General features: G+C 64.1%; 19 protein-coding genes. 11 read left to right on the forward strand and 8 right to left on the reverse strand.

The genetic code is table 11. The features are described from left to right. The first annotated feature begins 29 nt into the window (after positions 1 to 29). From JAO85_RS10710 to JAO85_RS10740, 7 genes are all read left to right on the forward strand, one after another. Positions 30 to 1,226, forward strand: coding sequence for a CaiB/BaiF CoA-transferase family protein (locus JAO85_RS10710; protein WP_202788054.1), 1,197 nt, complete (start codon positions 30 to 32; stop codon positions 1,224 to 1,226). Positions 1,227 to 1,260: 34 nt separating this feature from the next. Further along, positions 1,261 to 2,625: an MmgE/PrpD family protein gene (locus tag JAO85_RS10715; protein ID WP_202788055.1), complete on the forward strand. Its 1,365-nt coding sequence runs from the start codon at positions 1,261 to 1,263 to the stop codon at positions 2,623 to 2,625. Between the two features lie 91 nt (positions 2,626 to 2,716). Beyond that, positions 2,717 to 3,715, forward strand: coding sequence for a tripartite tricarboxylate transporter substrate binding protein BugD (locus JAO85_RS10720; protein ID WP_202788056.1), 999 nt, complete (start codon positions 2,717 to 2,719; stop codon positions 3,713 to 3,715). A gap of 22 nt (positions 3,716 to 3,737) precedes the next feature. Beyond that, a complete protein-coding gene (locus JAO85_RS10725) occupies positions 3,738 to 4,610 on the forward strand; it encodes a CoA ester lyase (protein ID WP_202788057.1) in 873 nt (290 codons plus the stop codon). Between the two features lie 71 nt (positions 4,611 to 4,681). Then, positions 4,682 to 5,539, forward strand: coding sequence for an SDR family NAD(P)-dependent oxidoreductase (locus JAO85_RS10730; RefSeq protein WP_202788058.1), 858 nt, complete (start codon positions 4,682 to 4,684; stop codon positions 5,537 to 5,539). An 82-nt stretch (positions 5,540 to 5,621) separates the two neighbouring features. After that, positions 5,622 to 6,050: a DUF4878 domain-containing protein gene (locus tag JAO85_RS10735; protein WP_202788059.1), complete on the forward strand. Its 429-nt coding sequence runs from the start codon at positions 5,622 to 5,624 to the stop codon at positions 6,048 to 6,050. After that, positions 6,047 to 6,637 (forward strand): YiiX/YebB-like N1pC/P60 family cysteine hydrolase, encoded by a 591-nt coding sequence (locus JAO85_RS10740; protein WP_202788060.1) that lies wholly within the window; start codon positions 6,047 to 6,049, stop codon positions 6,635 to 6,637. Before JAO85_RS10735 ends, JAO85_RS10740 begins: the two co-directional genes overlap by 4 nt. A gap of 9 nt (positions 6,638 to 6,646) precedes the next feature. On the opposite strand, the gene JAO85_RS10745 is transcribed toward JAO85_RS10740, so the two are convergent. The 4 genes from JAO85_RS10745 to JAO85_RS10760 all read right to left on the reverse strand — a co-directional run bounded on the left by JAO85_RS10745 (position 6,647) and on the right by JAO85_RS10760 (position 11,394). Beyond that, positions 6,647 to 7,417 (reverse strand): ABC transporter ATP-binding protein, encoded by a 771-nt coding sequence (locus tag JAO85_RS10745; protein WP_202788061.1) that lies wholly within the window; start codon positions 7,415 to 7,417, stop codon positions 6,647 to 6,649. Next, the gene (locus JAO85_RS10750) at positions 7,414 to 8,175 is read right to left on the reverse strand and encodes an ABC transporter ATP-binding protein (RefSeq protein WP_202788062.1); all 762 of its coding nucleotides are present in this window, start codon (positions 8,173 to 8,175) and stop codon (positions 7,414 to 7,416) included. Before JAO85_RS10750 ends, JAO85_RS10745 begins: the two co-directional genes overlap by 4 nt. Then, complete coding sequence (locus JAO85_RS10755) at positions 8,172 to 10,097, reverse strand: ABC transporter permease (protein WP_202788063.1); 1,926 nt, start codon at positions 10,095 to 10,097, stop codon at positions 8,172 to 8,174. The genes JAO85_RS10750 and JAO85_RS10755 overlap by 4 nt, the downstream gene beginning before the upstream one ends. Before the next feature lie 94 nt (positions 10,098 to 10,191). Further along, positions 10,192 to 11,394, reverse strand: coding sequence for an ABC transporter substrate-binding protein (locus JAO85_RS10760; protein ID WP_202788064.1), 1,203 nt, complete (start codon positions 11,392 to 11,394; stop codon positions 10,192 to 10,194). Between the two features lie 398 nt (positions 11,395 to 11,792). Between JAO85_RS10760 and JAO85_RS10765 the strand changes: the two genes are divergently transcribed. Then, positions 11,793 to 12,566 carry a ferredoxin--NADP reductase gene (locus JAO85_RS10765; RefSeq protein WP_003059561.1) on the forward strand — a complete coding sequence of 258 codons (774 nt, stop codon included), beginning with the start codon at positions 11,793 to 11,795 and terminating at the stop codon, positions 12,564 to 12,566. Positions 12,567 to 12,671: 105 nt separating this feature from the next. On the opposite strand, the gene JAO85_RS10770 is transcribed toward JAO85_RS10765, so the two are convergent. Beyond that, complete coding sequence (locus JAO85_RS10770) at positions 12,672 to 13,652, reverse strand: YihY/virulence factor BrkB family protein (protein WP_202788065.1); 981 nt, start codon at positions 13,650 to 13,652, stop codon at positions 12,672 to 12,674. Positions 13,653 to 14,017: 365 nt separating this feature from the next. On the opposite strand from JAO85_RS10770, the gene JAO85_RS10775 reads away from it, so the two are divergent. After that, positions 14,018 to 15,556 (forward strand): acetyl-CoA hydrolase/transferase family protein, encoded by a 1,539-nt coding sequence (locus JAO85_RS10775; RefSeq protein ID WP_087866041.1) that lies wholly within the window; start codon positions 14,018 to 14,020, stop codon positions 15,554 to 15,556. Between the two features lie 128 nt (positions 15,557 to 15,684). Here the strand turns inward: JAO85_RS10775 and garD are convergent, their stop codons facing one another. The 3 genes from garD to JAO85_RS10790 all read right to left on the reverse strand — a co-directional run bounded on the left by garD (position 15,685) and on the right by JAO85_RS10790 (position 19,779). Continuing rightward, positions 15,685 to 17,250: a galactarate dehydratase gene (gene garD, locus JAO85_RS10780; RefSeq protein ID WP_054073312.1), complete on the reverse strand. Its 1,566-nt coding sequence runs from the start codon at positions 17,248 to 17,250 to the stop codon at positions 15,685 to 15,687. Between the two features lie 184 nt (positions 17,251 to 17,434). After that, on the reverse strand, positions 17,435 to 18,433 hold the full coding sequence (locus tag JAO85_RS10785) for a tripartite tricarboxylate transporter substrate binding protein (protein ID WP_012836720.1): 999 nt from the start codon (positions 18,431 to 18,433) through the stop codon (positions 17,435 to 17,437). Positions 18,434 to 18,483: 50 nt separating this feature from the next. Further along, entirely contained in the window at positions 18,484 to 19,779 is a 1,296-nt protein-coding gene (locus JAO85_RS10790) for a glucarate dehydratase family protein (protein WP_202788066.1), read from the reverse strand. 101 nt (positions 19,780 to 19,880) lie between these two features. Between JAO85_RS10790 and JAO85_RS10795 the strand changes: the two genes are divergently transcribed. Together JAO85_RS10795 and JAO85_RS10800 are read left to right on the forward strand one after the other, a co-directional pair. Next, on the forward strand, positions 19,881 to 20,678 hold the full coding sequence (locus tag JAO85_RS10795; RefSeq protein ID WP_041743873.1) for a FadR/GntR family transcriptional regulator: 798 nt from the start codon (positions 19,881 to 19,883) through the stop codon (positions 20,676 to 20,678). A 302-nt stretch (positions 20,679 to 20,980) separates the two neighbouring features. After that, a complete protein-coding gene (locus JAO85_RS10800) occupies positions 20,981 to 21,958 on the forward strand; it encodes a tripartite tricarboxylate transporter substrate binding protein (protein ID WP_003070432.1) in 978 nt (325 codons plus the stop codon). Positions 21,959 to 21,978 lie beyond the last annotated feature (20 nt).

A 21,978-nucleotide genomic window follows, 5' to 3' on the forward strand; every position in this document is an offset into this window, starting at 1 on the left:
GTTTCGCCAAAGTGCAATGGATTTTCAAGATGAAAAAGCATAGTCTTCGACCCCTCGACGGCATCACCGTGGTCTCGCTGGAACATGCGGTGGCTGCGCCTTTCTGCACCCGCCAGCTAGCCGATCTGGGCGCGCGCGTGATCAAGGTGGAGCGTCCGGGAAATGGCGATTTCGCGCGCGGCTACGACCAGCGCGTCAACGGCCAGTCCTCGCACTTCACCTGGATCAACCGCAGCAAGCAAAGCCTGGAGCTCGATCTCAAGCGGCCCGACGCACTCGAGGCGCTGATGCAACTGCTCGAAGGCGCCGACGTGCTGGTGCAGAACCTGGCGCCCGGCGCGGCCGCGCGCATGGGTCTGTCCTGGGAGGTGCTGAAGGCCCACAATCCCAAGCTCATCGTCTGCGACATCAGCGGCTATGGCGCCGACGGTCCCTACCGCGACAAGAAGGCCTACGACCTGCTGATCCAGAGCGAGGCGGGGTTTCTATCGGTCACGGGTACGCCCGAGGTGCCGTCCAAGGCAGGTATCTCGGTGGCCGACATCGCGGCCGGCATGTACGCCTACACCAACATCCTGTCGGCCCTGCTGCTGCGCGGCCGCACGGGTGAGGGGAGCCATATCGATGTCTCCATGCTGGAGGCGCTGGGCGAGTGGATGGGTTACCCCATGTACTACGCCTGGGAGGGCGCGCCGCCGCCGCCGCGCACGGGCGCATCGCATGCCAGCATCTACCCCTATGGCCCCTTCGAGGCGGGCGACGGCGGCACGGTGATGCTGGGCCTGCAGAACGAGCGCGAATGGAAGCTTTTTTGCGAGCAGGTGCTGCTGCAGCCGGCACTGGCCAGCGATGCGCGCTTTGACAGCAATGCGCAGCGCAACGCCAACCGCGAAGAGCTGCGAGCGCTGATTCTGGATGTGTTCAACGCGCTGAATGCGGCCCAGGTCGTGCAGCGGCTGGACGCGGCCGGCATTGCCAATGCGCGAGTCAACGACATGGCCGGCCTATGGGCCCATCCGCAGCTGGCCGCGCGTCAGCGCTGGTGCAGCGTGGGAACGCCGGCCGGGCCGGTGCAGGCACTGCTGCCGCCCGGTGCCAACAGCGCCTTTGACTACCGCATGGAGGCTGTGCCGTCCGTAGGCGAGCACAGCGAGGCCATCCTGGCCGAGCTGGGCTGGTCGGCCGAGCGCATCCGTGCTCTGTACGCCGAAGAAGCAACTCTGTGAAAGCTGTGCGCAGCGTATGCGCGGGAGTGATTCCATGAAGAACGAGACCCAAGTGAGCATTCATCCGCTGGCCCGGTTCGCGGCCACGCTGTGCTGGGAGGGTGTCCCGCTGCAGGTGCAGCGCCGCGCCGAGGATCTGTGGGTGGACTGGTTCGGCTCCGCTCTCGCAGGCCAGAACGCGCGCCCCGTGCAGAGCATCACGCGCTTCGCGCTGTCCCAGGGCCCGGCCGCGGGCCCCTGCGAGATACTGGGCAGTGCCGCCACCAGTTCACCTCTGATGGCGGCCCAGGCCAACGCCGCTGCTTCGCATGTGGCCGAGCAGGACGATGTGCACAACGGCTCGGTGTTCCACCCTGCGGCCGTGGTCTTCCCGCCCGCGCTGGCGGTGGCGCAGAGCCTTGGTGCCAGCGGCGTCGAGCTTATGCAGGCCTGTGTTGCCGGCTATGAGGTCGGCATCCGGGTGGGCGAGTTTCTGGGCCGCAGCCACTACCGCATCTTCCACACTACGGCCACGGCAGGCACGCTGGCGGCGGCTGCCGCCGTGGGCCGTCTGCTCAAGCTGACGCCCGAGCAGATGCAGCATGCCTTCGGCTCGGCCGGCACGCAGTCGGCGGGGCTGTGGGAGTTTCTGCGCACAGGCGCCGACAGCAAGCAGCTGCACACGGCGCATGCTGCCTCAGCAGGACTGACGGCCGCCTTCCTGGCGCAGGACGGCTTCACGGGCGCGCAGGACATCTTCACGGGGCCGCAGGGACTGGCGGCAGGCATGTCCACGGATGCCGACCCGGCACGGCTCAGCGATGGACTGGGCACACGCTGGGCCACAGCCGAGACCTCATTCAAATGGCATGCCTCATGCCGCCACACCCACCCGGCCGCCGATGCGCTGCTGCAGGTCATGCAGGACCATGACCTGACCCCCGCCGACCTGGCCCAGGTCACCTGTCATGTGCATCAGGGCGCCATCGATGTGCTGGGCCCCGTGGTCAGGCCGAGCACCGTGCACCAGAGCAAGTTCTCCATGGGCACCGTGCTGGCGCTGGCGGCGCGTCATGGCCATGCGGGGCTGACGGAGTTCGACCGCGACTATCTGGCACAGGAAACCGTGGCGCTGCGCGACAAGGTGAGCATGGAGCTTGATGCCGAGGTCGACGCTGCCTATCCCCGACGCTGGATAGGCAAGGTCAGCGTGCAGACCACGGATGGCCGTTTGCTCAAGGGCCGTGTCGACGAGCCCAAGGGCGACCCCGGCAACACGCTGTCGCGCGAGGAAATCACGGCCAAGGCGCTGCGGCTGATCGCCTACGGCGGCCATGTGCCAGCCGAGCCCGCCCAGGCAGCGGTGGCAAGGCTGTGGCAGGTCGCGCAATGGCCGCGCGCGCGGCGTCTGCTGGACTGAGTTCTCCCGCCGGTCCCGGCCGGCGGATCCAAGGGAAAGGCGCCGTCACAGAGCGCCTCCCGCTTCCACCAAAGTGCACAGGAGACAAACCATGCAAAGCACAAACCCTTTCCGCCGCCGCCTTGTTCACGCAGCGGCCGCCGCCTGCGCGCTGGCGGCATGCGCCGGCGCCCAAGCCAGTTCCTGGCCGGAGAAGTCGGTTGTCCTTGTCGTTCCCTACAGTGCGGGCGGACCTACCGACGTGGTGGCGCGCCTGCTGGCCATCCCCATGGGGCAGGTGCTGGGCCAGAGCGTGCTGGTGGAAAATACCGTGGGAGCGGGCGGCACCATCGCACCGGCCCGCGTAGCCAAGGCCAAGGCGGACGGCTACACCATCCTCATCCACCACATGGGCATGGCCACGGCGCCGGCGCTGTACAAGAAACTGTCCTATGACCCGCTCAAGGACTTCGAGTACATCGGCCAGGTGCTGGACGTCCCCATGACCCTGCTGTCGCGCAAGGACTTCCCGGCCAGCAACTTCGCCGAGCTGCTCGACTACGTGAGGAAGAACCAGGACAAGGTCTCTCTGGCCAATGCCGGCATCGGTGCCGTGTCCCAGTTGTGCGGCATGCTGTTCATGCACCAGGCGGGCGTCAAGCTCACCACCGTGCCCTACAAGGGCGCGGGCCCCGCGATGAACGACCTCATGGGTGGTCAGGTGGACCTGCTGTGCGACCAGACCACCCAGACCGTGCCCGTGATCAAGGACGGTCAGCGCGCCAAGGTCTTCGGCGTGACCACACCTCAGCGCCTGTCGTCGCTGCCCAATATCCCGACGCTGGACGAGCAGGGCCTCAAGGGCTTTGACGTCAAGGTCTGGCATGGCATGTATGCGCCCAAGGGCACGCCCAAGGAGGTGGTCATGGCCATCAACAAGGCACTGAACGTGGCCATCAAGGACGAGAACGTCAGAAAGCGCATCGCCGAGCTCAGCTCCGACCTGGTATCGCCTGAGAAGGCCACGCCTGAAGGCCTGCGCACCCATCTGCAGGCCGAAGTGGTGCGTTGGAACAAGGTCATCAAGGCCGCCGGCGTTTCAGCCGAATAAGCCATTCTTCAAGGACATACGCATGCACGATCTGGCGCGACAGGCCACCTCCTTTCTTTTCGTTCCTGCCACGCGCCCCGAACGCCTTGGAAAGGCCATGGACAGCGGTGCCGACATGGTGATCGCCGACTGGGAGGACGCCGTGGCACCGGCCGACAAGGAGGGCGCGCGCCAGGCGCTGGCCCAGGCCGTGGAAGCGCTGGAAGGCACGCAGCGCGCACGCCTGCTGGTGCGCATCAACGCCGAAGGCACACCCTGGCATGCCGAGGACCTGCGCGCGCTGGCGCAGCTGGTGGAGATGGGCGTGGCCGGTGTCGTGATCTCCAAGGCCGAGCGTGCCCAGACCCTGCATGCGGTGGCCCGGGCTGCGGGGGCACAGGCGGCCTTGCTGCCCCTGATCGAGAGCGTGGCCGGACTGGACGCTGCGGCTGCCCTGGCTGCCGCTCCTCAGGTGGTGCGGCTGGCCTTCGGCCATCTGGACTTCCAGGTCGATGCAGGCATGGCCTGCGGGCTGGAGGAGGAAGAGCTGCTGCCCATGCGCATGGCACTGGTCCTGGCCTCGCGCCGCGCCGGCATTGGCGCGGTCGTGGACGGCGTGACCGTGGAAACGCGCAACCCCGAACGACTGGCACTGGACGCGGCGCGCGCCAGGCGCATGGGCTTTGGCGGCAAGCTGTGCATTCACCCGGCCCAGGTGCAGCCCCTGCACGCCGTCTTCGACCCCGACCCCGCCGCCGTGGCCCATGCGCAGCGCCTGTGCCAGGCGCTGGCCGAGGCTGGCGGCGGTGTCTGCGTGCTGGACGGCCGCATGGTCGATGCGCCGGTGCTCCACATGGCACAGCAGACGTTGGCTCGTCACGCCCGGGCACAGCAGCGCATGCATCGCAAGACATAGTCTTATCAGACGTTGCCGGGCGCCGCAGTTTGCTCCAGATTCATGCTGCTTCAAGACACAAAGGAAAGAGCATGAACCAGGCTTTGATATGTGTGGTGACGGGGGCCAGCCGTGGCGTGGGCCGGGGTGTGGCGCTGGCGCTGGGTGCGTCGGGTGCAACCGTCTATGTGACGGGGCGCAGCGTGAAGGAGGGCGACTCGCCGCTGCCCGGCACGGTAGGCAGAACAGCTGCCGATGTGACGGCAGCCGGCGGCCACGGCATTGCCGTGGCCTGTGACCATGGCGATGATGTCCAGGTGGCGGCGCTGTTCGAGCGTGTGCGCCGCGAGCATGGTCGGCTCGACATTCTGGTCAATTGTGCGATTGCGATTCCCGATGCGCTGACCGTTCCCGGCCCCTTCTGGCAGAAGCCGCTGGAGATGACCGGGCTGCTCGATGTGGGTCTGCGTTCCACCTACGTGGCCAGTCATTGCGCGGCCGGCCTGCTGATCGCGGCGCGCGGCCTGGTGGTCAATATCTCGTCGGCAGGCAGCCGCTGCTATATGCATGGGCCGGCTTATGGCGCGGGCAAGGCCGGCACGGACAAGATGAGCTTCGACATGGCCCACGATTTCAGGCCTGCCGGCGTGAGTGTGGTTTCGCTCTGGCCCGGACTGGTCAGGACCGAGCGCTCCGAACGCGTCTGCGCGGCCGAACCCGACAAGTACGGCGACAGCTTCGATAGCGCCGAAACGCCGCAATTCATAGGTCGGGTGGTACTGGCCTTGCATGGCGATGCCGACTGTCTGGAGCAGCGCTCCGGCGGCGTGTTCTATACGGCCGAGCTGGCCAGCGAGTATGGCGTGCAGGACATCGATGGCGCGCAGCCTGCGTCGCCGCGTGCCTACTTCGGCGCGCCACCGGAGTTCAGCCCGGTGGTGGTCGAATAGGCCGGTGCACTGACTGCACGCAAGAGCAGGGCCGTTGTGGCGACTACACTGCGGCCTTCTTTGCTTTTGCTGTACCCGGTCCGTGTCTGCTTCTGTCTCCCTTTCCCGCCGCCGATGTCTGCTTCTCCCCTTCTCGCTGTCTCTGGCTCTGGGTCTGTCGGCCTGTGCCACGACCACCCCTGAACAAAGTCAGGATGAACTGGTCCAGCACTTTTACCAACTGATTGCCGAAGGCGATTTCGACGCTTGCATGCGTTTGATTTCGGCACGCCATATTTCCAAGCAAGAGCTGGCAGGTTTCGAGAGCAAGCTGCGCCGGATACTGACCAGCGGTCAGAAGCTGATCAACTCCCGCGGCGGTTTGCTCAAGGTCGAGGTGCTGGAGCGAGTTGTGTCCCAGGAAGAGCAGGTCACCAAGCTCAGGGTTCAGGTTTACTACCGCGATGGTAGCAGTCGCCGCGAGCGCATCAATCTGTTCCAGGAACAGGGCGTCTGGAAAGTGCAGCTGTGATTTCTCGGCGGCTGGCAACGGCCGCTGTGATGGCGCTGTCGGCCTGCTGTGCTGGCCTGGCTTTTGCAACGCCGCAGCTGCCGCCGCAGGCTGCGCCGGGTGATCTGATCTTTCGCCAAGGTACGGAGAACGTCAGCCAACTGGTGCAGGCCGTGGACGGTGGTGACTTCAGCCATGTGGGCATGCTGGTGGGCCGGCCCGGTCACTGGCAGGTGCTGCATGCCACGCCGTCCGAACGCGAGGGCCAACCCGATGCCGTGGTGCTGGATTCGCTGGACTTTTTCCTGGGCGTTCAGCGCGCTCAGGCCTTTCGCCTGTATCAGGTCGCGGCAGACCACGGTGCGCGTGAGCGGGCCGTGGCCTGGGCCATGGCGCAGCAGGGCAAGCCGTTTCAGCTGCAGGGTTCGGGCCAGGGCGTCTATTGCACCACGCTGGTCTGGCAGGCCTGGCTGCAAAGCGGCGTGGATCTAGAGGTGGTTTTCACCGAAGTGGAACTGCCGATTTTCGGGGGGAGCTACCTGCTGCCCGGCAAGCTGCTGCGCTCATCCCGTTTGCGCCCGCTGACGCCCTTGCTGTCGTTACGCTAGACCAGGGTTTCAGACGCCCAGATATTGCTGGCGTGCCGCCTTGTCGCTCGCCAGCTCGGCCATGCTGGCCGCGTGCACGATCTGGCCTTTTTCCAGCACATAGGCCCGGTCGGCCACGACTTCGGCAAACGGCAGGTTCTGCTCGCTGAGCAAGATGCCTATGCCCTGTGCCTTCAGCTCCAGAATCGTGCGCGCCATCTGCTCGACGATCAGCGGAGCAACCCCCTCGGAGGGCTCGTCCAGCAGCACCAGACAGGGCTGGCCCATCAGCGTGCGGGCCACGCTCAGCATCTGCTGCTCGCCACCGCTCATGCGCCCGCCAAGGCGGTCAGGCATCTCGCCCAGGTTGGGGAACAGCGCAAAAAGCTTTTCGGGCGTCCAGTGCGGCATGGCGGAGCCATCGGGCCATCGGCGAGGCTTTTGCTTGCCGACCTCGAGGTTCTCCAGCACCGTCAGCTCGGTAAAGATGCGGCGATCCTCGGGCACATAGCCCAGGCCGCGCTGCGCGATCTGGTGCGAGGCTTTTTTCTCTATCGCCTCTCCCATGAAGCGGATACTGCCCTCGCGGTGCGGCACCAGGGCGGCAATGCTCTTGAGCGTGGTGGACTTGCCAGCGCCATTGCGACCCATCAGCGCCACGACTTCGCCCCGTCCCACGGCCAGAGATACCTGATGCAGGATATGGGCCGCGCCATACCAGGCATCGAGGTTCTGAACTTCAAGCAATTTGGGGCTCTTACCCTTATCCATCAAGCGCTGGTTGCTATGCATTTGATTCATTGCTGTTTTTCAAGAACGAGGCCGGTACCGAGGTAGGCCTGCTGTACGCGCGCGTCGTCGCGAATGGCTTGCGGCCTACCTTCGGCCAGCAGCTGGCCGCGCACCAGCACGGCCACACGGTCCGCCTGACCGAAGACCACGTCCATGCTGTGTTCGGTAAACAGCACGCCCATGCGGCGCTGCTGCGCCAGCTGGCGCGTCAGCTGCATCAGCGCGACACGCTCGCCCGGGGCCATGCCGGCCGTGGGTTCGTCCATGAGCAGCAGCAGCGGATCATGGGCCAGCGCCATGGCCAGCTCCACCCGCTTCACATCGCCATAGGCCAGAGCGCTGCAGGGGCGATCGGCCTGAGCCGCCATGCCCACCTGTTCCAGCAGGGTCAGGGCGTCCGCACGCCGGTGGCTGGCGGCACGCGGCCACCAGCTGAAGATCCTGCGATCGGCCGACAGCAAAGCCATCTGCACGTTTTCCACCACGCTGAGCGAAGCAAAAGTCTGTGCAATCTGGAAGGTGCGTCCCACGCCCTTGCGCCAGATGGCGCGCGGCGGCAGGCCGGTGATGGAACGGCCGTTAAGCAGCACCTGGCCGCTGTCGGGCGGCAGCTGGCCGCCGACCATATTGAAGGTGGTGCTCTTGCCGGCGCCGTTGGGGCCGATCAGGGCCAGCAGCTCGCCTGCCTGCAGGCTGAATGAGACCTGCTGCACGGCCTTCACGCCGCCAAAGGCCTTGCTGAGGTTCTGTACTTGCAGCAGGCTCATGTCCTGGCTCCTGCTTTGTCCTTGCCGCATACCTTGCCACATGTGCGCGACCACAGCAGTTGTGCATAGCCTGCAATGCCCTGCGGTGCCAGCAGCACCAGAATCAGCATGGTCGCCCCCATCAGCGCGCGCCAGTATTCGGTGTTGCGTGCCACGGTGTCGTGCAGCCAGGTAAAGGCGGCCGCGCCCACCACGGGGCCGGCCAGTGTCTGCACGCCGCCCAGCAGCACCATGACCAGTGCATCCACCGACTTGGTGACAGACATGGCGTCGGGCGCAACGCCGCCCTTGCTGAAGGCAAACAGCGCTCCGGCCAGACCGGCAAACAGCCCGGCGATCACGAATGCCGTCCACTGAATGCGGCGCACGTCGATGCCGATCGCATCGGCCCGCAGAGCCGAGTCGCGCGATGCGCGCAGCGCATAGCCCAGCGGCGAAAACAGCAGGCGGCGCAGCAGATAGATGCCAAGCGCGCAGATGCCCAGAGCCAGCCAGTAGAACGTCGAGCCCTGCGATACCCATTCGGGGGGCCAGACGCCGGTCAGGCCGTTGCTGCCGCCCGTGAAGTCATCCCACTGAAAGACGATGGCCCAGCTGATCTGCGCAAACGCCAGCGTCAGCATGGTCAGATAGACGCCCGACAGCCGCACGCAGAACCAGCCATAGAGCAGGGCGCCCGCAGCGGCGGCTAGGGGGCCGAGCAGCAGCGCCGCTTCCATGGGCAGATCCAGCGTACGCACCAGCAGTGCCGCACCGTAGGCACCCAGGCCAAAGTAGGCCGCGTGACCGAAGGAGTGCATGCCGCCAGGCCCGAGTATGAAGTGCAGACTGCTCGCAAACAGCGCGGCGACAAAGATATCGGCCAGCAGCACGGTGGCATAGCTGCCGCCTTCGGCGACACCCGTCGTCAGCGGCAGCAGCACCAGCGCGCTCAGCAGACCCAGCCAGGCGGCCGTTGCACCACGCCCCGAGCGGCGCAGAGGTTGTTCAGGCTCGCCCGCGTTGCGAGCCAGCGCCTGTGGCTTGCCCAGCAGGCCCCAGGGCCGCCAGATCAGCACCACGGCCATGACCAGGAACTCCACCACCAGCGTGAGCTTGGAGAACGACAGCTCAAGACCCGCGATCTCCTGCACGCCCAGCCAGATGCAGACGGCTTTGAGCTCTGCCACCAGCAACGCGGCAATGAAGGCGCCCGGTATGCTGCCCATGCCGCCGACCACGACCACCACAAACGCGGCGCCAATGGTGAGCATGTCCATCTCGAGGCTCGCGGGCTCGCGCGGCAGCTGCAGCGCTCCGCCCAGGCCTGCCAGCAGCGTACCCAGTGCGAAGACGGCGGTGAACAGCCAGGCCTGGTTGACGCCAAGGGCGCCCACCATTTCGCGGTCCTGCGTGGCGGCACGCACCAGGGTGCCAAAGCGGGTCCTGGTCAACAAAAGCGTCAGGCCCAGGAGGACGCAAGGGCCGACAGCTATCAAGAAAAGATCGTAAGTGGGGAACTGGCGGCCCAGAATCTCCACCGAGCCTTCAAGCCCTGTGGCACGCGGGCCGAACAGTTCCTCGGGGCCCCACAGCCACAGCGCAGCATCCTTGATGACCAGTACCAGCGCAAACGTGGCCAGCAGCTGAAACAGCTCTGGCGCCTTGTAGATGCGACGCAGAAGCAGTGTCTCGGTCAGCGCCCCGAGTGCGCCGCAGGCCAGCGGAGCCAGCAGCAACGCGGGCCAGAAGCCGATATGGGGCGAGAGCAGGTCCACGCTGCTGTAGGCGATGAAGGCACCCAGCATATAGAACGAGCCATGGGCGAAGTTGATGGTGCGGGTGACACCGAAGATCAGCGACAGCCCGACCGAAACCAGAAACAGCGACGATGCGCTGGCCAGTCCGTTGAGCAACTGGGCCAGCAGGCCGGATGCACTCATGCTGCGTAGCTCCTGAAGCTCGACATAGTGTGTTCAGAGATGAAAAAGCCACCTGCTGCAGTGCAGGTGGCCTGGTATTTTCGCCGATGCGAAATCAGTTCGCTGTCGCGGGGCGCAGCTTCTTCACTTCCTCGTCCGTGGGCTGGTAGTTCTTGCCGTCGGCATAGTGGTAGTTGACCAGCACGCCGCGCCCCAGCTTCTCGTCATAGGCAGTCTTGCCGATATAGGCGCCCATGGTGGACTGGTTGTCCTGTGCCCGGTAGGTGATGGGGCCGAAAGGCGTGGCGACTTCCAGGCCCTTGAAGGCCGCAATCAGTTTCTCGGTGTCGGGGTCGCCCTTGGTCTTGCGCAGGCCCGCAGCAATCGACTGGATGGCGTTGTAGCCCACGATGGTGCCCAGACGCGGGTAGTCCTTGAACTTGGCCTGATAGGCCTTGAGGAAGGCAGTGTGCTCGGGGGTGTTGATGGAATACCAGGGGTAGCCGGTCACGGTCCAGCCGACAGGCGCTTCCTTCTTGAGCGGATCCAGGTATTCGGGTTCTGCCGTCAGCAGGCCCACGACTTCACGGCCCTTGAACAGGCCGCGTGTATTGCCTTCGCGCACGAATTTGCCCAGGTCGGTGGCGAACAGCACGTTGAAGATGGCATCGGGCTTGGCGTCAGCAAGCGCCTGCACGACGGAGCCGGCGTCGATCTTGCCCAGCGCAGGTGCCTGCTCGGCCACAAACTCGATATCGGGCTGCTTGGCCTTCATCAGCGTCTTGAAGGTGGCAACCGCGGATTGGCCGTATTCGTAGTTGGGGTAGACGATGGCCCAGCGCTTCTTCTTGAGCTTGAGCGCTTCCTCCACCAGCATGGCGGTCTGCATATAGGTGGAGCCGCGCAGACGGTAGGTGTAGTGATTGCCGTCAGCCCAGACGATCTTGTCGGTCAGCGGCTCGGAGGCGAGGAAGAAGCGCTTTTTCTGCTTGGCGTAATCGGTCAGTGCCAGGCCCACATGCGAGAGAAAACTGCCCGTGAGCACATCGATCTTTTCGCGCGTGTAGAGCTCTTCTGCGGCACGCACGGCATCGCCCGGCGTGGCATTGTCGTCACGCACGATGAGCTGCAGCTTCTTGCCGGCAATGCCGCCTGCGGCATTGACCTGTTCAACCGCCAGTTCCATTCCCTTCTTGTAGGGCTCCAGAAACGCGGGTTGAGCCTTGTAGCTGTTGATTTCGCCAATCTTGATCACGCCCTGTGCCCAGGCGGGCAGGGCGGCCAGTGTCAGCAGGGGCAGGGACCAGCGCAGCTGCATTGTCATTCTCCTTGGTGCTAGGTGGGCGACCATGGCCTGAGACACAGGGTCGCCGCAATCACTAATGCTCAATCTGAGCATTTATATAGACAAATAAAGCGCTTGTTCAAAGCGCGTGGGGAATGATCCTAGAGCAGCGTTTTCCCTGAGTCAAGAACGGCGGGGCAGTTTTTCGTCGATACCGCGGTATCGGACAGCTTCATTCTGCTTATCACTATTCGATCTCAAGACATTCATGTGTGATTCACCCGTTTCTGTGCAATTGCCGGACAATATAGGTCTTGTCCCGCTTGGCAACCGGCAGCCAACGCGCTAGCAGCCCTGACCTGCAGTGCCCCGCCACCGCCCAGCATTTGCCGCGCAGGTTTTCTGCTTCGAGTTTTTATTTCAGACGAATCATGAGTGCTTTTCTTGAAGAACGCGTGCTGTCCGTCCACCACTGGACCGACCGTCTTTTCTCCTTCACCACCACCCGCGACACATCGCTGCGCTTTTCCAACGGCCACTTCACCATGATCGGCCTGAAGGTGGATGGCAAGAATCTGCTGCGCGCCTACTCCATCGCCAGCCCCAATTACGAAGAGCATCTGGAGTTCCTGTCTATCAAGGTACCCGAAGGCCCTCTGACTTCCAAGCTGCAGAATATCCAGGTGGGTGACACCATCATCGTGGGCAAGAAGCCCACGGGCACGCTGCTGATCGACTATCTGCTGCCCGGCAAGAATCTGTATCTGATCGGCACGGGCACCGGCCTGGCTCCCTGGCTGGCTGTGGCGCGCGACCCCGAGACCTATGAGCGTTTCGACAACGTGGTCGTGGTGCATGGCGTGCGTCAGGTGCAGGAGCTGGCCTATCAGGAGCTGTTCGAGAAGGAATTGCCCGAGCATGAATTCCTTGGCGATATCGTCAAGGGCAAGCTGCACTACTACCCCACGGTGACACGCGAGCCATTCCGCAACCAGGGCCGTATCTCCGCCCAGATCAACAACGGCACCTTCCCGCAAAACCTGGGTCTGCCCGATCTGAATCCCGAGACCGATCGCGTCATGCTGTGCGGCAGCCCCGCCATGCTGTCCGAACTCAAGGAGCTGCTGGAAAAGCGCGGCTTCAAGGAAGGCAACACCACCACGCCCGGCGACTTCGTCATTGAGCGTGCGTTTGTGGAAAAGTGATTCCACCTCGCCCCGAGCAAAAGGCCTGCATCAGCAGGCCTTTTTACATTGTCGACATGACGCAGATGGTTGCAAGCCCAGGTATGGCAGTCGATCTCGGCGGCTTCATATGTTCTCCCCTGCATTTTCGGGAAGACGCTGCACATCCATGGGTGTGGCGCTGGACGGCTTGCGTGAGACAAACGGGACGCCCAGCTGGACCTTGGATTTGCTGCAGGCCTTGGCCGTGGCGGCCGAGAACAGCAGGATGGCCGAGGTGAAATAAAACCACATCAGCACGACCACCAGCGAGCCGGCTGCGCCATAGGCCGATACCACGGCGGCGGTGGACAGATACCAGGCCAGGGCCTGTTTGCCGATGGTGAACAGGGCTGCTCCCGTCAGCGAGCCCAGCAGCAGGTATCTGGTGACGGGTTTGATGCCGGTACCCATGCGCATCAGGCCCCAGAACAGCAGCACCGCAATGCCGAAGGACAGGCCCTCGTTGATCAGTCCCATCAGCGGGCCCAGCGGCACAAGCTGCAACTCGTCATTGGCCCATTTGGTGATCATCTGGATGGCGGTCGAAAGCACCATGGACACCAGCAGCAAAAAGCCCAGGCCCACGACATAGCTCAATCCCCACAGACGTGAGATGGCCATGCTCCACCAGGGCTTGTTTTCCTGCGGGCGAGACTCTTCGCCCATGGACCAGAGCTTGTCCAGCGAAGCCTGCAACTCCACAAATACACCGGTGGCGCCCGAGAGCATCATCACCAGACCGAGCACGGACGCGAGCGATCCCTGATTGGCGTTCTGGGCGCTGGCCAGAGCGCTCTTGACGACCTGTGCCGCGCGCTCCCCGACCACGCTCTGTATCTGGCTGATCAAGGTGCTTTCCACATAGCTGCGATCCAGCCACCAGCCGAGCAGCCCCACGACGGCCAGCAACAGCGGCGCCAGGCTCAGCATGCCGTAAAACGACATGGCGGCACTCATGCGCAGACCGTCGGCCTGCAGCCAGAGCTGTACGGAGTCGATCAGCGGTTGCAGGGGGTGGGCGAGGCGTCGCAGCTTGTGCTGCCAGCCGGAGGTATCAAAAGCCATGTGTCGAATTCTGGTTGCTGAACCATGGTGGTTTTGTCAGCCTATGTCTGCTGGCAGTGAGTACAGGCAAATATTTTGTAATTTCCGCCTGCATTCTGGCAACTCTGCCATGGTGGTCGATTTCAGCAGTTTCAAGTTTTCATCCTTTATCCGTTGAGCGATGAATGCTCACTTTTTTGAGTTATGAATCCAACTTCGTCGGCTTCTTTAAAGAAAGCACATCGGGGTTTTCTCTAGTCAACTACGCTTGGCGACTCTCTGTGTGTCGTAGTTCAATCCGGGTTTGCACCAGTCAAAGTGCAACTATTGAACTACAAAAAAATACCATCCCTCTTCAAGAAGGCTGGCAAGACGAGACACATTACATGCAGACTTCCTTTTCCACCGCTTCTCCTGCAGATCGCGTGCTTTGCCCTGTCTTGCGCGAGCGCATCATGACGGCGGACCAGGCCGCCGGCCTGATTCAATCCGGCATGACACTGGGCATGAGCGGTTTCACACCCGCAGGTGCACCCAAGGCTGTGCCTCAGGCACTGGCACGCCGCATTGAAGAGCGCAACGCCAACGGCGGAAACTTCCGCATCAGTCTGTGGACGGGAGCTTCGACCTCGCCCGAACTCGATGGCGCACTGGCCAAGGTACATGGCATCGAACGCCGTCTGCCCTATCAGTCGGACCCAACAGTGCGCAAGGAGATCAACGAGGGCCGCATGCAGTATGTGGACATCCATCTGTCCCATGTGGCGCAGCATGTGTGGTTCGGCTTCCTCGGTCATCTTGACGTGGCGGTGATCGAAGTGGCGGGCATCCTGCCCGACGGTCGCCTGATTCCGTCGACCTCGGTGGGCAACAACAAGACCTGGCTGGAGCAGGCCGACAAGATCATTCTCGAGGTGAACAGCGCCCAGCCCGCCGAGCTCGAAGGCATGCACGATATCTACTACGGCGCGGCCGTGCCGCCAAAGCGCAAGCCCATACCCATGGAGCATCCGTTCGACCGCATCGGCGAACCCTATCTGCATTGCGATCCGAGCAAGGTGATTGCCGTGGTGCCCACTGCCCAGCGCGACAGGCTGGCGGCATTCACGGCACCCGATGAAGGCTCCATGCGCATTGCCGAGAACATCATCGACTTTTTGCAGCACGAGGTGAAGGCGGGCCGTTTGCCGCCAGAGTTGCTGCCTCTGCAGTCGGGCGTTGGCAATATCGCCAACGCCGTGCTGGCGGGGCTGAACAAGGGCCCGTTCGACCACCTGAACGCCTATACCGAGGTTCTGCAGGACGGCATGCTGGACATGCTGGAGTCGGGCAAGCTAGATACCGCATCGACCACCTCGCTGGCGCTGAGCCCGGCGGCCATGGAGCGCTTTCTGGCCAATATCGACTATTACCGCCAGCGCATCATGCTGCGCCCGCAGGAGATATCGAACCACCCGGAGCTGATCCGCCGCATGGGTTTGATTTCGATGAACGCGCTGATCGAGGCCGATATGTACGGCAACGTCAACAGCACGCATGTCATGGGCTCGTCCATCATGAACGGCATTGGCGGCAGCGGCGACTTTGCACGCAACGCCTATCTGTCCATCTTCATGACGCCATCCACGGCCAAGGACGGCAAGATCAGCTGCATCGTGCCCATGGTCTCCCATGTCGATCACACCGAGCACGACGTGCAGGTCATCGTGACCGAGCAGGGCCTGGCCGATCTGCGCGGCCTGGCTCCGGTGCAGCGCGCGCGTCTGATCATCGAGAAATGCGTGCACCCCGACTACAAGGCGGCGATGAGCGAGTATCTGGAGCGCGCGCTGCGCGACGCACCGGGCAAGCACACGCCACATTTGCTCGACCAGGCTTATGACTGGCATCAGCGCTATCTGAAGACGGGCTCCATGCAGGCCTAAGGGCGCATGCGCAAACCGGAAACGCTGCCATGGCAGCGTTTCCGGCGATTCTGTCTGCAGCTCAGGCAGCAGCTTCGCAAAGCACTCTGGATTGGCAAGTGTTTCAGAGGTGAGGGCGCCGTACGGCTTCAGGTCACCGGGGCCGGGTTGAACAGCACCAGCGCGTTGTGCAACTGCCAATGTTCGGCCCAGGTCTTTTTGCGACCGCTGGCGACATCGAGCATCAGCCTGAACATTTCCCAGCCTATGTCTTCGATCGTGGCCTCGCCGTCGGCAATGCGTCCGGCGTTGATATCCATCAGATCGTGCCAGCGTCGCGCCAGGTCGCTGCGCGTGGCCACCTTGATCACCGGCACCTGTGCCAGACCGTAAGGCGTGCCGCGGCCCGTGGTGAAGACATGCAGGTTCATTCCCGCCGCCAGCTGCAGCGTGCCGCAGATGAAGTCGCTGGCTGGCGTGGCCGCATAGACCAGGCCCTGGCTGATGTCGCGATCGGCCAGCCGCTGGCCCGGCGACAGCACGCCGGTGATGGGGGCCGTGCCGCTCTTGATGATGGAGCCCATGGCCTTCTCGACGATGTTCGACAATCCGCCTTTTTTATTGCCCGGCGTGGTGTTGGCGCTGCGGTCCACGCGGCCCTTGTCGAGATAGGCGTCGTACCAGGCCATTTCCTCGATCATGGCTTCGGCCACCTCGGGGCTTGCGGCGCGCGAGGTGAGCTGGTCGATGCCGTCGCGCACCTCGGTCACCTCGCTGAACATCACGGTGGCGCCCGCGCGCACCAGCAGGTCGGTGCAAAAGCCCACGGCGGGGTTGGCCGTGACGCCGCTGAAGGCGTCGCTGCCACCGCATTGCACGCCCACCACCAGGGCACTGGCGGGCACGGTCTCGCGGCGGCGGGCGTCGAGGCGGCGCAGATGCTGCTCGGCCTGGCGCATGATGGAGTCGATCATGGACATAAAGCCCACATGGGCCTCGTCCTGCAGACAGACCACATCGAGTGCTGGTTCGCGCTCGTCGACGATGGGAAAGCTGCCCGGCGGCAGCAGGCGCTCGGGCTGCAGCTTTTCGCAGCCCAGGCTGACCACCATGACCTCGCCGCCGAAGTTCGGGTTGCGGCTGATATTGCGCAGCGTGCGCTGCGGGATCTCGGCTCCCACGGCGTCGATGGCCACGCCGCAGCCATAGCTGTGCTCCAGGCCCACCACGTCGTCGACATGAGGGTATCGGGGCAGCAGCTCGGACTTGATGCGGCGCACGGCAAAGTCGAGCACCCCGGCCACGCATTGCACCGTGGTGGTGATGGCCAGGATGTTGCGCGTGCCCACCGTGCCGTCCGCATTGCGGTAGCCCTCGAAGCTATAGCCTGTCAGCGGCTCCAGCACGGGCGGCTTGACGGTGGCGATGGGCAGGCCCTCAAGCGAGCGTGCCTCGGGCATCTGCAGCAAGCGCTCGTGCACCCAGCTGCCGGCGGCAATGGGTTTGAGCGCATAGCCGATGATCACGTTGTAGCGGCGCACCTCGCCGCCCTCGGGAATGTCCACCAGCGCCACCTTGTGCGCCTGTGGCACCTGGTCGGCCAGCACCAGGCCGGAGGGCAGCACCGTGCCTGCGGGCAGGCCGCCGTCGTTGGCGACGATGGCCACATTGTCGGCCGGGTGCATGGTGATGGAAAGTGGGGCGGGGGTACTCATGGCAATGTCTCAATTTTCTATTTCGCTGCTCGCCTGGCGCGGTCCACGCAACCGGCATGGTCCATCAAGGGGCGCCGAGCAAGAGCCGCCTCGCGGCGGGGGCGCCCAGCCGAAGGCGTCGTCCCCCTCCGCGAAGCGAGAAGGGGCGCCGTGCAACGGGGAAGGCGCGAAGCGCCTCAGGGGGTCATTCCGCTTTAATTCCAGCAGACTTGATCACCTTGGCCCACTTGCTCACCTCGGCCTTCTGATAATCGGCCAGCTCGACGGTGCTCATATTCGACGGCAGCATGCCGAAGTTCTTGAGGCGGGCCTGGACTTCCGGGGTGGCCACGATCTTCAGGATTTCGGCATGCAGGCGGTCCACGATGGGCTTGGGCGTGCCCGCAGGGGCGAAAACGGCCTGCCAGGAGCCCATGTCGAAACCCTTCTCGCCGGCCTCGGCAATCGTCGGTACATCGGGCAGCGATTCCAGACGTTTGGAGCTGCTCACGGCGATGGGGCGCAGCTTGCCGGACTGGATGTGCGGGCCGACGACCAGAGCAGTGTCGAACATCATGTCCACCTGTCCGCCCATGACATCCTGCACGGCGGGACCGCTGCCCTTGTAGGGAACATGGGTGAACTTCACGCCGGTCTGATAGGCCAGCAGTTCCAGCGCCATGTGGTTGGAGGTGCCGTTGCCCGGAGAGGCCGAGGTCAGGCCGCCCGACGAGGCCTTGGCCTTGCTGCCAGCCAGCACGTCGGCCAGAGTCTTGTAGGGACTGGAGGCAGGCACTACCAGCACCAGAGGGCCGGAGCCGAGCATGGCGACGGGCGTGAAGGACTTGACGGGGTCATAGTCCAGCTTGGAGTACAGGCTGACATTGATGGCGTGCGAGCTGATGGTGCCGCCCAGGATGGTGTAGCCGTCGGCCGGGGCGCGTGCCGCCAGGGCCGAGCCCACGCTGCCGCCGGCGCCGCCCTTGTTCTCGATGACCACGGGCGTGCCCAGGGCCTTGCTCAGCGGCTGCGCAATCACGCGCGCCAGGGTGTCGGTATTGCCGCCGGGGGGGAACGGCACCAGATAGGTGATGGGCTTGCCCGTGGGCCAGTTGCCCTGCGCGGCGGCGGGCATGGCGGCCAGGGCCGTGCCCAGCAGCAGGGCGCTGGCGAGGGAATGTTGGATGAGTGTGCGGCGTTGCATGGTGCTTGTCTCCGGGAAGGGTTTGTCGTTGGAATGGCGTGGAAGCGGGTTCAGAAGCGCGGCTGGTGGCCGGTGAACGCGGGGTCGTACTTGCGCATCTGCCCCAGGTCGTCGCGGTTGCGGATGCCGCAATGCAGATAGTTGTCGTGCAGGCGGGCCAGGGCCTCGCGGTCCAGGCTCACGCCCAGGCCGGGCGTGGTGGGCACGCGCAGGCTGCCCTGCTCGAACTGCAGGCGGCCGCCTTCGACGACTTCCTCGTCCTGCCACGGATAGTGGGTGTCGCAGGCATAGGTCAGCAGGGGCACGCTGGCGCACAGATGCGTCATGGCCACCAGACTCACGCCCAGATGGGAGTTGCTGTGCATGGACAGGCCCAGGTCGAAGGTGCGGCACAGCGTGGACAGGCGCTGTGTGGCGCGCAGGCCGCCCCAGTAATGGTGATCGCTGAGTACGATCTTCACGGGGCAGCCCATGTCGGCGTTGCGGCGGAACTCGGCAAAGTCCGTCAACACCATATTCGTGGCCAGTGGCACATCGCACTCGCGTGCCACGGCGGCCATGCCGTCCAGGCCCGGGGCCGGGTCTTCGTAGTACTCGAGCACGCCGCGCAATTGCTGCACGATCTTCAGGCTGGTTTCCACGGTCCAGTTGCCATTGGGGTCGATGCGCAGCGGTGTGCCGGGGAAGGCCTCGGCCAGCGCCAGGATGCCGGCGGCCTCCTGCTCGGGCGGCAGCGTGCCGGCCTTGAGCTTGATGCTCTGGAAGCCGTACTGATCGATCATGCGCCGGGCCTGGATTACGAGCTGGGCCGGCGTCAGGGCTTCGCCCCAGGCGTCGGGTGCATAGGGCTGGCCCACATGCTCGGCGTATTTGTAGAACAGATAGGCCGAGTAGGGCACGCGGTCGCGTGCGGGTCCGCCCAGCAGGTCAACGATGGGGGCCTGGGCCATCTGGCCCTGCAGGTCCAGCATGGCGACCTCGAAGGCGCTGACCACCTTGGCCACGGTCTTGGAGACATGGGTGCCAGGGGCCAGCGAGACCTGCTGACCCAGAAATTCCGAGGCCGTGAGCTTGGGCGGAGTGACCAGGGCGGCGACACGGGCCTCCATTTCATTGAGGGCCCAGGGCGAGAGCCCGACCAGGGCCGGTGCGGCCTTGGCCAGGGCATCCAGCATGGGTTGGTCGCCATAGCTCTCGTTGATGCCGACCAGACCGGAAGCGGTCTCGATCTCGATGATGGAGCGCAGTGCCCAGGGCTCGTGAATGCCGGCGGCGTTGAGCAGCGGCGGATCACGGAAGGCAATCGGCGTGATGCGGATGTGGCGGATCTGGTGAGAAGTGCTCATCTTGAGATGACTGATGCGGCGCAGGAGCTGCGGGCCGAAGTTGAAATAGAGAGTCTTTGTGGTATGTTGTCGTACAACTGAAAGCCATTATCATCAGGCTCATGAGTACTCAGACATCGGAATTACCCCAATCAAGCCCGTCTTTGCCGCTGACGGAGGGGTACGCGCTGCGCAGCAAAACCAGCAAGGGCAGCCGCAGTCTGGCGAATCTGTTGTCCGAGGAGTTCGAGCACAAGATCCGCCAGGGCCTGCTGCATGAGGGGGACAAGCTGCCCACCGAGTCCGAACTCGTGCGCAGCTATGACGTCAGCCGCACCGTGGTGCGCGAAGCCTTGTCCAAATTACAGGCGGCGGGGCTGGTCGAGACCCGCCATGGCATAGGCACGTTTGTGCTGCCCGCGCGTCAGAGCGCAAGCCCCATGCTCAGCGCGCGCGAGCTCAGCGAGTCCGTCGATGTGCTGGCCGTGCTGGAGCTGCGCATCAGTCTGGAGACCGAGGCTGCCGGTCTGGCTGCCCAGCGCCGAAGCGAAGTCCATCTGAAGGTCATGAGCGAGGCTCTGCAGGAGTTCGAGCATCATTTCGCTCTGGGGCACGACACCGTCGAGCATGATCTGGCCTTTCACCTGAGCATCGCGCAGGCCACAGGCAACCGGTATTTCCAGGACATCCTGCAGCATTTCGGAACGCTGCTGATTCCGCGCAATCGCATCGCCTCCATGCATACGCCGGCACGCGATCCCGACTATCTGCGCCGGGTGAACCGCGAGCACGAGGAGATCTATGCCGCCATCGTGCGCCAGGATGCCGATTCGGCACGCGCCGCCATGCGCATCCATCTGACCAATTCGCGGGAGCGTTTGCGCCTGGCCCAGCGTCTGAGCCTGAGCGCAGAGTCCTGATTCCGAAACCCTGGCCTGGGCGGGCGCCAAATGGAAGAGACACTCGGTAGCAAAGAGTGGCGGACCGCCCGCGGCATGCGGCGACCGCAGTGTGCCGCTGCGCTGAGCACTTGGAAACGCTTCCAAATTTATAGCTTCAAGCGATCTTAAGGATTGGGTTTGACGCATATTTCTTGGATGAAATGACGAAGACCAAAGCCTGGTAGACGGCAGCGATCCGTGCTTACCCTTAGAAGAAATATCTTGGTGTTCAAAAAAACCTAGTTGTATGATGACTGACCACAACAAGGAGACATTTCACCATGGTCCGACGCACGCACTTTCTGCGCTCTCTGCTGGCCCTGGCGGCCGGCGGTTTGCTGTCGTCCACATTGCTGGCTGCCGATGCCTGGCCCAGCAAGCCCATCCGTCTGGTCGTTCCCTATCCGCCCGGCGGCAGCTCCGACATCATTGCGCGCTCCATCGGGCAGCTGATCTCCCAGGAGCTCAAGCAGACCGTGGTGATCGACAACAAGCCCGGCGCCAATGGCAATCTGGGCGCTGAGTTCGTCGCCCGTGCACCGGCCGACGGCTATACCTGGCTGCTCTGCGATCTCGGCGCGCTGGCCATCTCTCCCTCCATCTATACCAAGCTCAGCTTCGATCCTTCCAAGGCGCTGCGCGGTGCAGCCATGCTGGCCTATTCGCCCCATATGCTGGTGGTGCATCCCTCCGTCCAGGCCAGCAATCTCAAGGAGCTGGTGGAGCTGTCCAAGAAGCAGGACCTGAACTTTGCCGTCACCGCATCGGGCAGTGCCCCCCATCTCGCGGGCGTGGAGCTGGCCCGCATCACTGGCGCCAAATGGGTGTACGTGCCCTACAAGGGCGGTGTGCAGTCGGTCCAGGACACGGTGGCAGGCCAGACCCAGGTGCTGATGAACGGCATGTTGGCCACCTATCCGCATGTGCAAAGCGGAAAGCTCAAGCTGCTGGGCATTTCCAAGAACACCCGCATGCCGCTGATCGCCGATGTGCCGACGCTGGCGGAGCAGGGCGCACAGGGTTTTGCCTCGGGCACCTGGCAGGGCGTGGTGCTGCCCGCCAAGACGCCTGAAGCCGTGGTGCAGCGTGTGAACCAGGTGCTGCTCGCTGCCATCCGCTCCACCGAGGTCCGCTCCCGACTGACCGGCCAGGGTGCCGAGGTCGTCACGATGACGCCCGCGGAAACCGACAAATTCTTCAACGCCGAGCGCGCGCGCTGGCGCGCCGTGGTGCAAGCCGCCCAACTGCAGCTGGACTGAGCTGCCAGATCTTTTTTTGC

Origin of the sequence: Comamonas sp. NyZ500 (assembly GCF_016772095.1) — a bacterium.
Lineage (GTDB): Bacteria > Pseudomonadota > Gammaproteobacteria > Burkholderiales > Burkholderiaceae_C > Comamonas > Comamonas thiooxydans.

What these genes read in the sequence shown, in the direction of transcription:
- JAO85_RS10785 (WP_012836720.1), bottom strand. Translation starts at nt 18,433, where the DNA reads ATGCAACGCCGCACACTCATCCAACATTCCCTCGCCAGCGCCCTGCTG.
- JAO85_RS10710 (WP_202788054.1), top strand. Translation starts at nt 30, where the DNA reads ATGAAAAAGCATAGTCTTCGACCCCTCGACGGCATCACCGTGGTCTCG.
- JAO85_RS10750 (WP_202788062.1), bottom strand. Translation starts at nt 8,175, where the DNA reads ATGAGCCTGCTGCAAGTACAGAACCTCAGCAAGGCCTTTGGCGGCGTG.
- JAO85_RS10760 (WP_202788064.1), bottom strand. Translation starts at nt 11,394, where the DNA reads ATGCAGCTGCGCTGGTCCCTGCCCCTGCTGACACTGGCCGCCCTGCCC.
- JAO85_RS10720 (WP_202788056.1), top strand. Translation starts at nt 2,717, where the DNA reads ATGCAAAGCACAAACCCTTTCCGCCGCCGCCTTGTTCACGCAGCGGCC.
- JAO85_RS10730 (WP_202788058.1), top strand. Translation starts at nt 4,682, where the DNA reads ATGAACCAGGCTTTGATATGTGTGGTGACGGGGGCCAGCCGTGGCGTG.
- garD (WP_054073312.1), bottom strand. Translation starts at nt 17,250, where the DNA reads ATGAGTACCCCCGCCCCACTTTCCATCACCATGCACCCGGCCGACAAT.
- JAO85_RS10725 (WP_202788057.1), top strand. Translation starts at nt 3,738, where the DNA reads ATGCACGATCTGGCGCGACAGGCCACCTCCTTTCTTTTCGTTCCTGCC.
- JAO85_RS10765 (WP_003059561.1), top strand. Translation starts at nt 11,793, where the DNA reads ATGAGTGCTTTTCTTGAAGAACGCGTGCTGTCCGTCCACCACTGGACC.
- JAO85_RS10755 (WP_202788063.1), bottom strand. Translation starts at nt 10,097, where the DNA reads ATGAGTGCATCCGGCCTGCTGGCCCAGTTGCTCAACGGACTGGCCAGC.
- JAO85_RS10795 (WP_041743873.1), top strand. Translation starts at nt 19,881, where the DNA reads ATGAGTACTCAGACATCGGAATTACCCCAATCAAGCCCGTCTTTGCCG.
- JAO85_RS10790 (WP_202788066.1), bottom strand. Translation starts at nt 19,779, where the DNA reads ATGAGCACTTCTCACCAGATCCGCCACATCCGCATCACGCCGATTGCC.
- JAO85_RS10715 (WP_202788055.1), top strand. Translation starts at nt 1,261, where the DNA reads ATGAAGAACGAGACCCAAGTGAGCATTCATCCGCTGGCCCGGTTCGCG.
- JAO85_RS10800 (WP_003070432.1), top strand. Translation starts at nt 20,981, where the DNA reads ATGGTCCGACGCACGCACTTTCTGCGCTCTCTGCTGGCCCTGGCGGCC.
- JAO85_RS10745 (WP_202788061.1), bottom strand. Translation starts at nt 7,417, where the DNA reads ATGAATCAAATGCATAGCAACCAGCGCTTGATGGATAAGGGTAAGAGC.
- JAO85_RS10770 (WP_202788065.1), bottom strand. Translation starts at nt 13,652, where the DNA reads ATGGCTTTTGATACCTCCGGCTGGCAGCACAAGCTGCGACGCCTCGCC.
- JAO85_RS10775 (WP_087866041.1), top strand. Translation starts at nt 14,018, where the DNA reads ATGCAGACTTCCTTTTCCACCGCTTCTCCTGCAGATCGCGTGCTTTGC.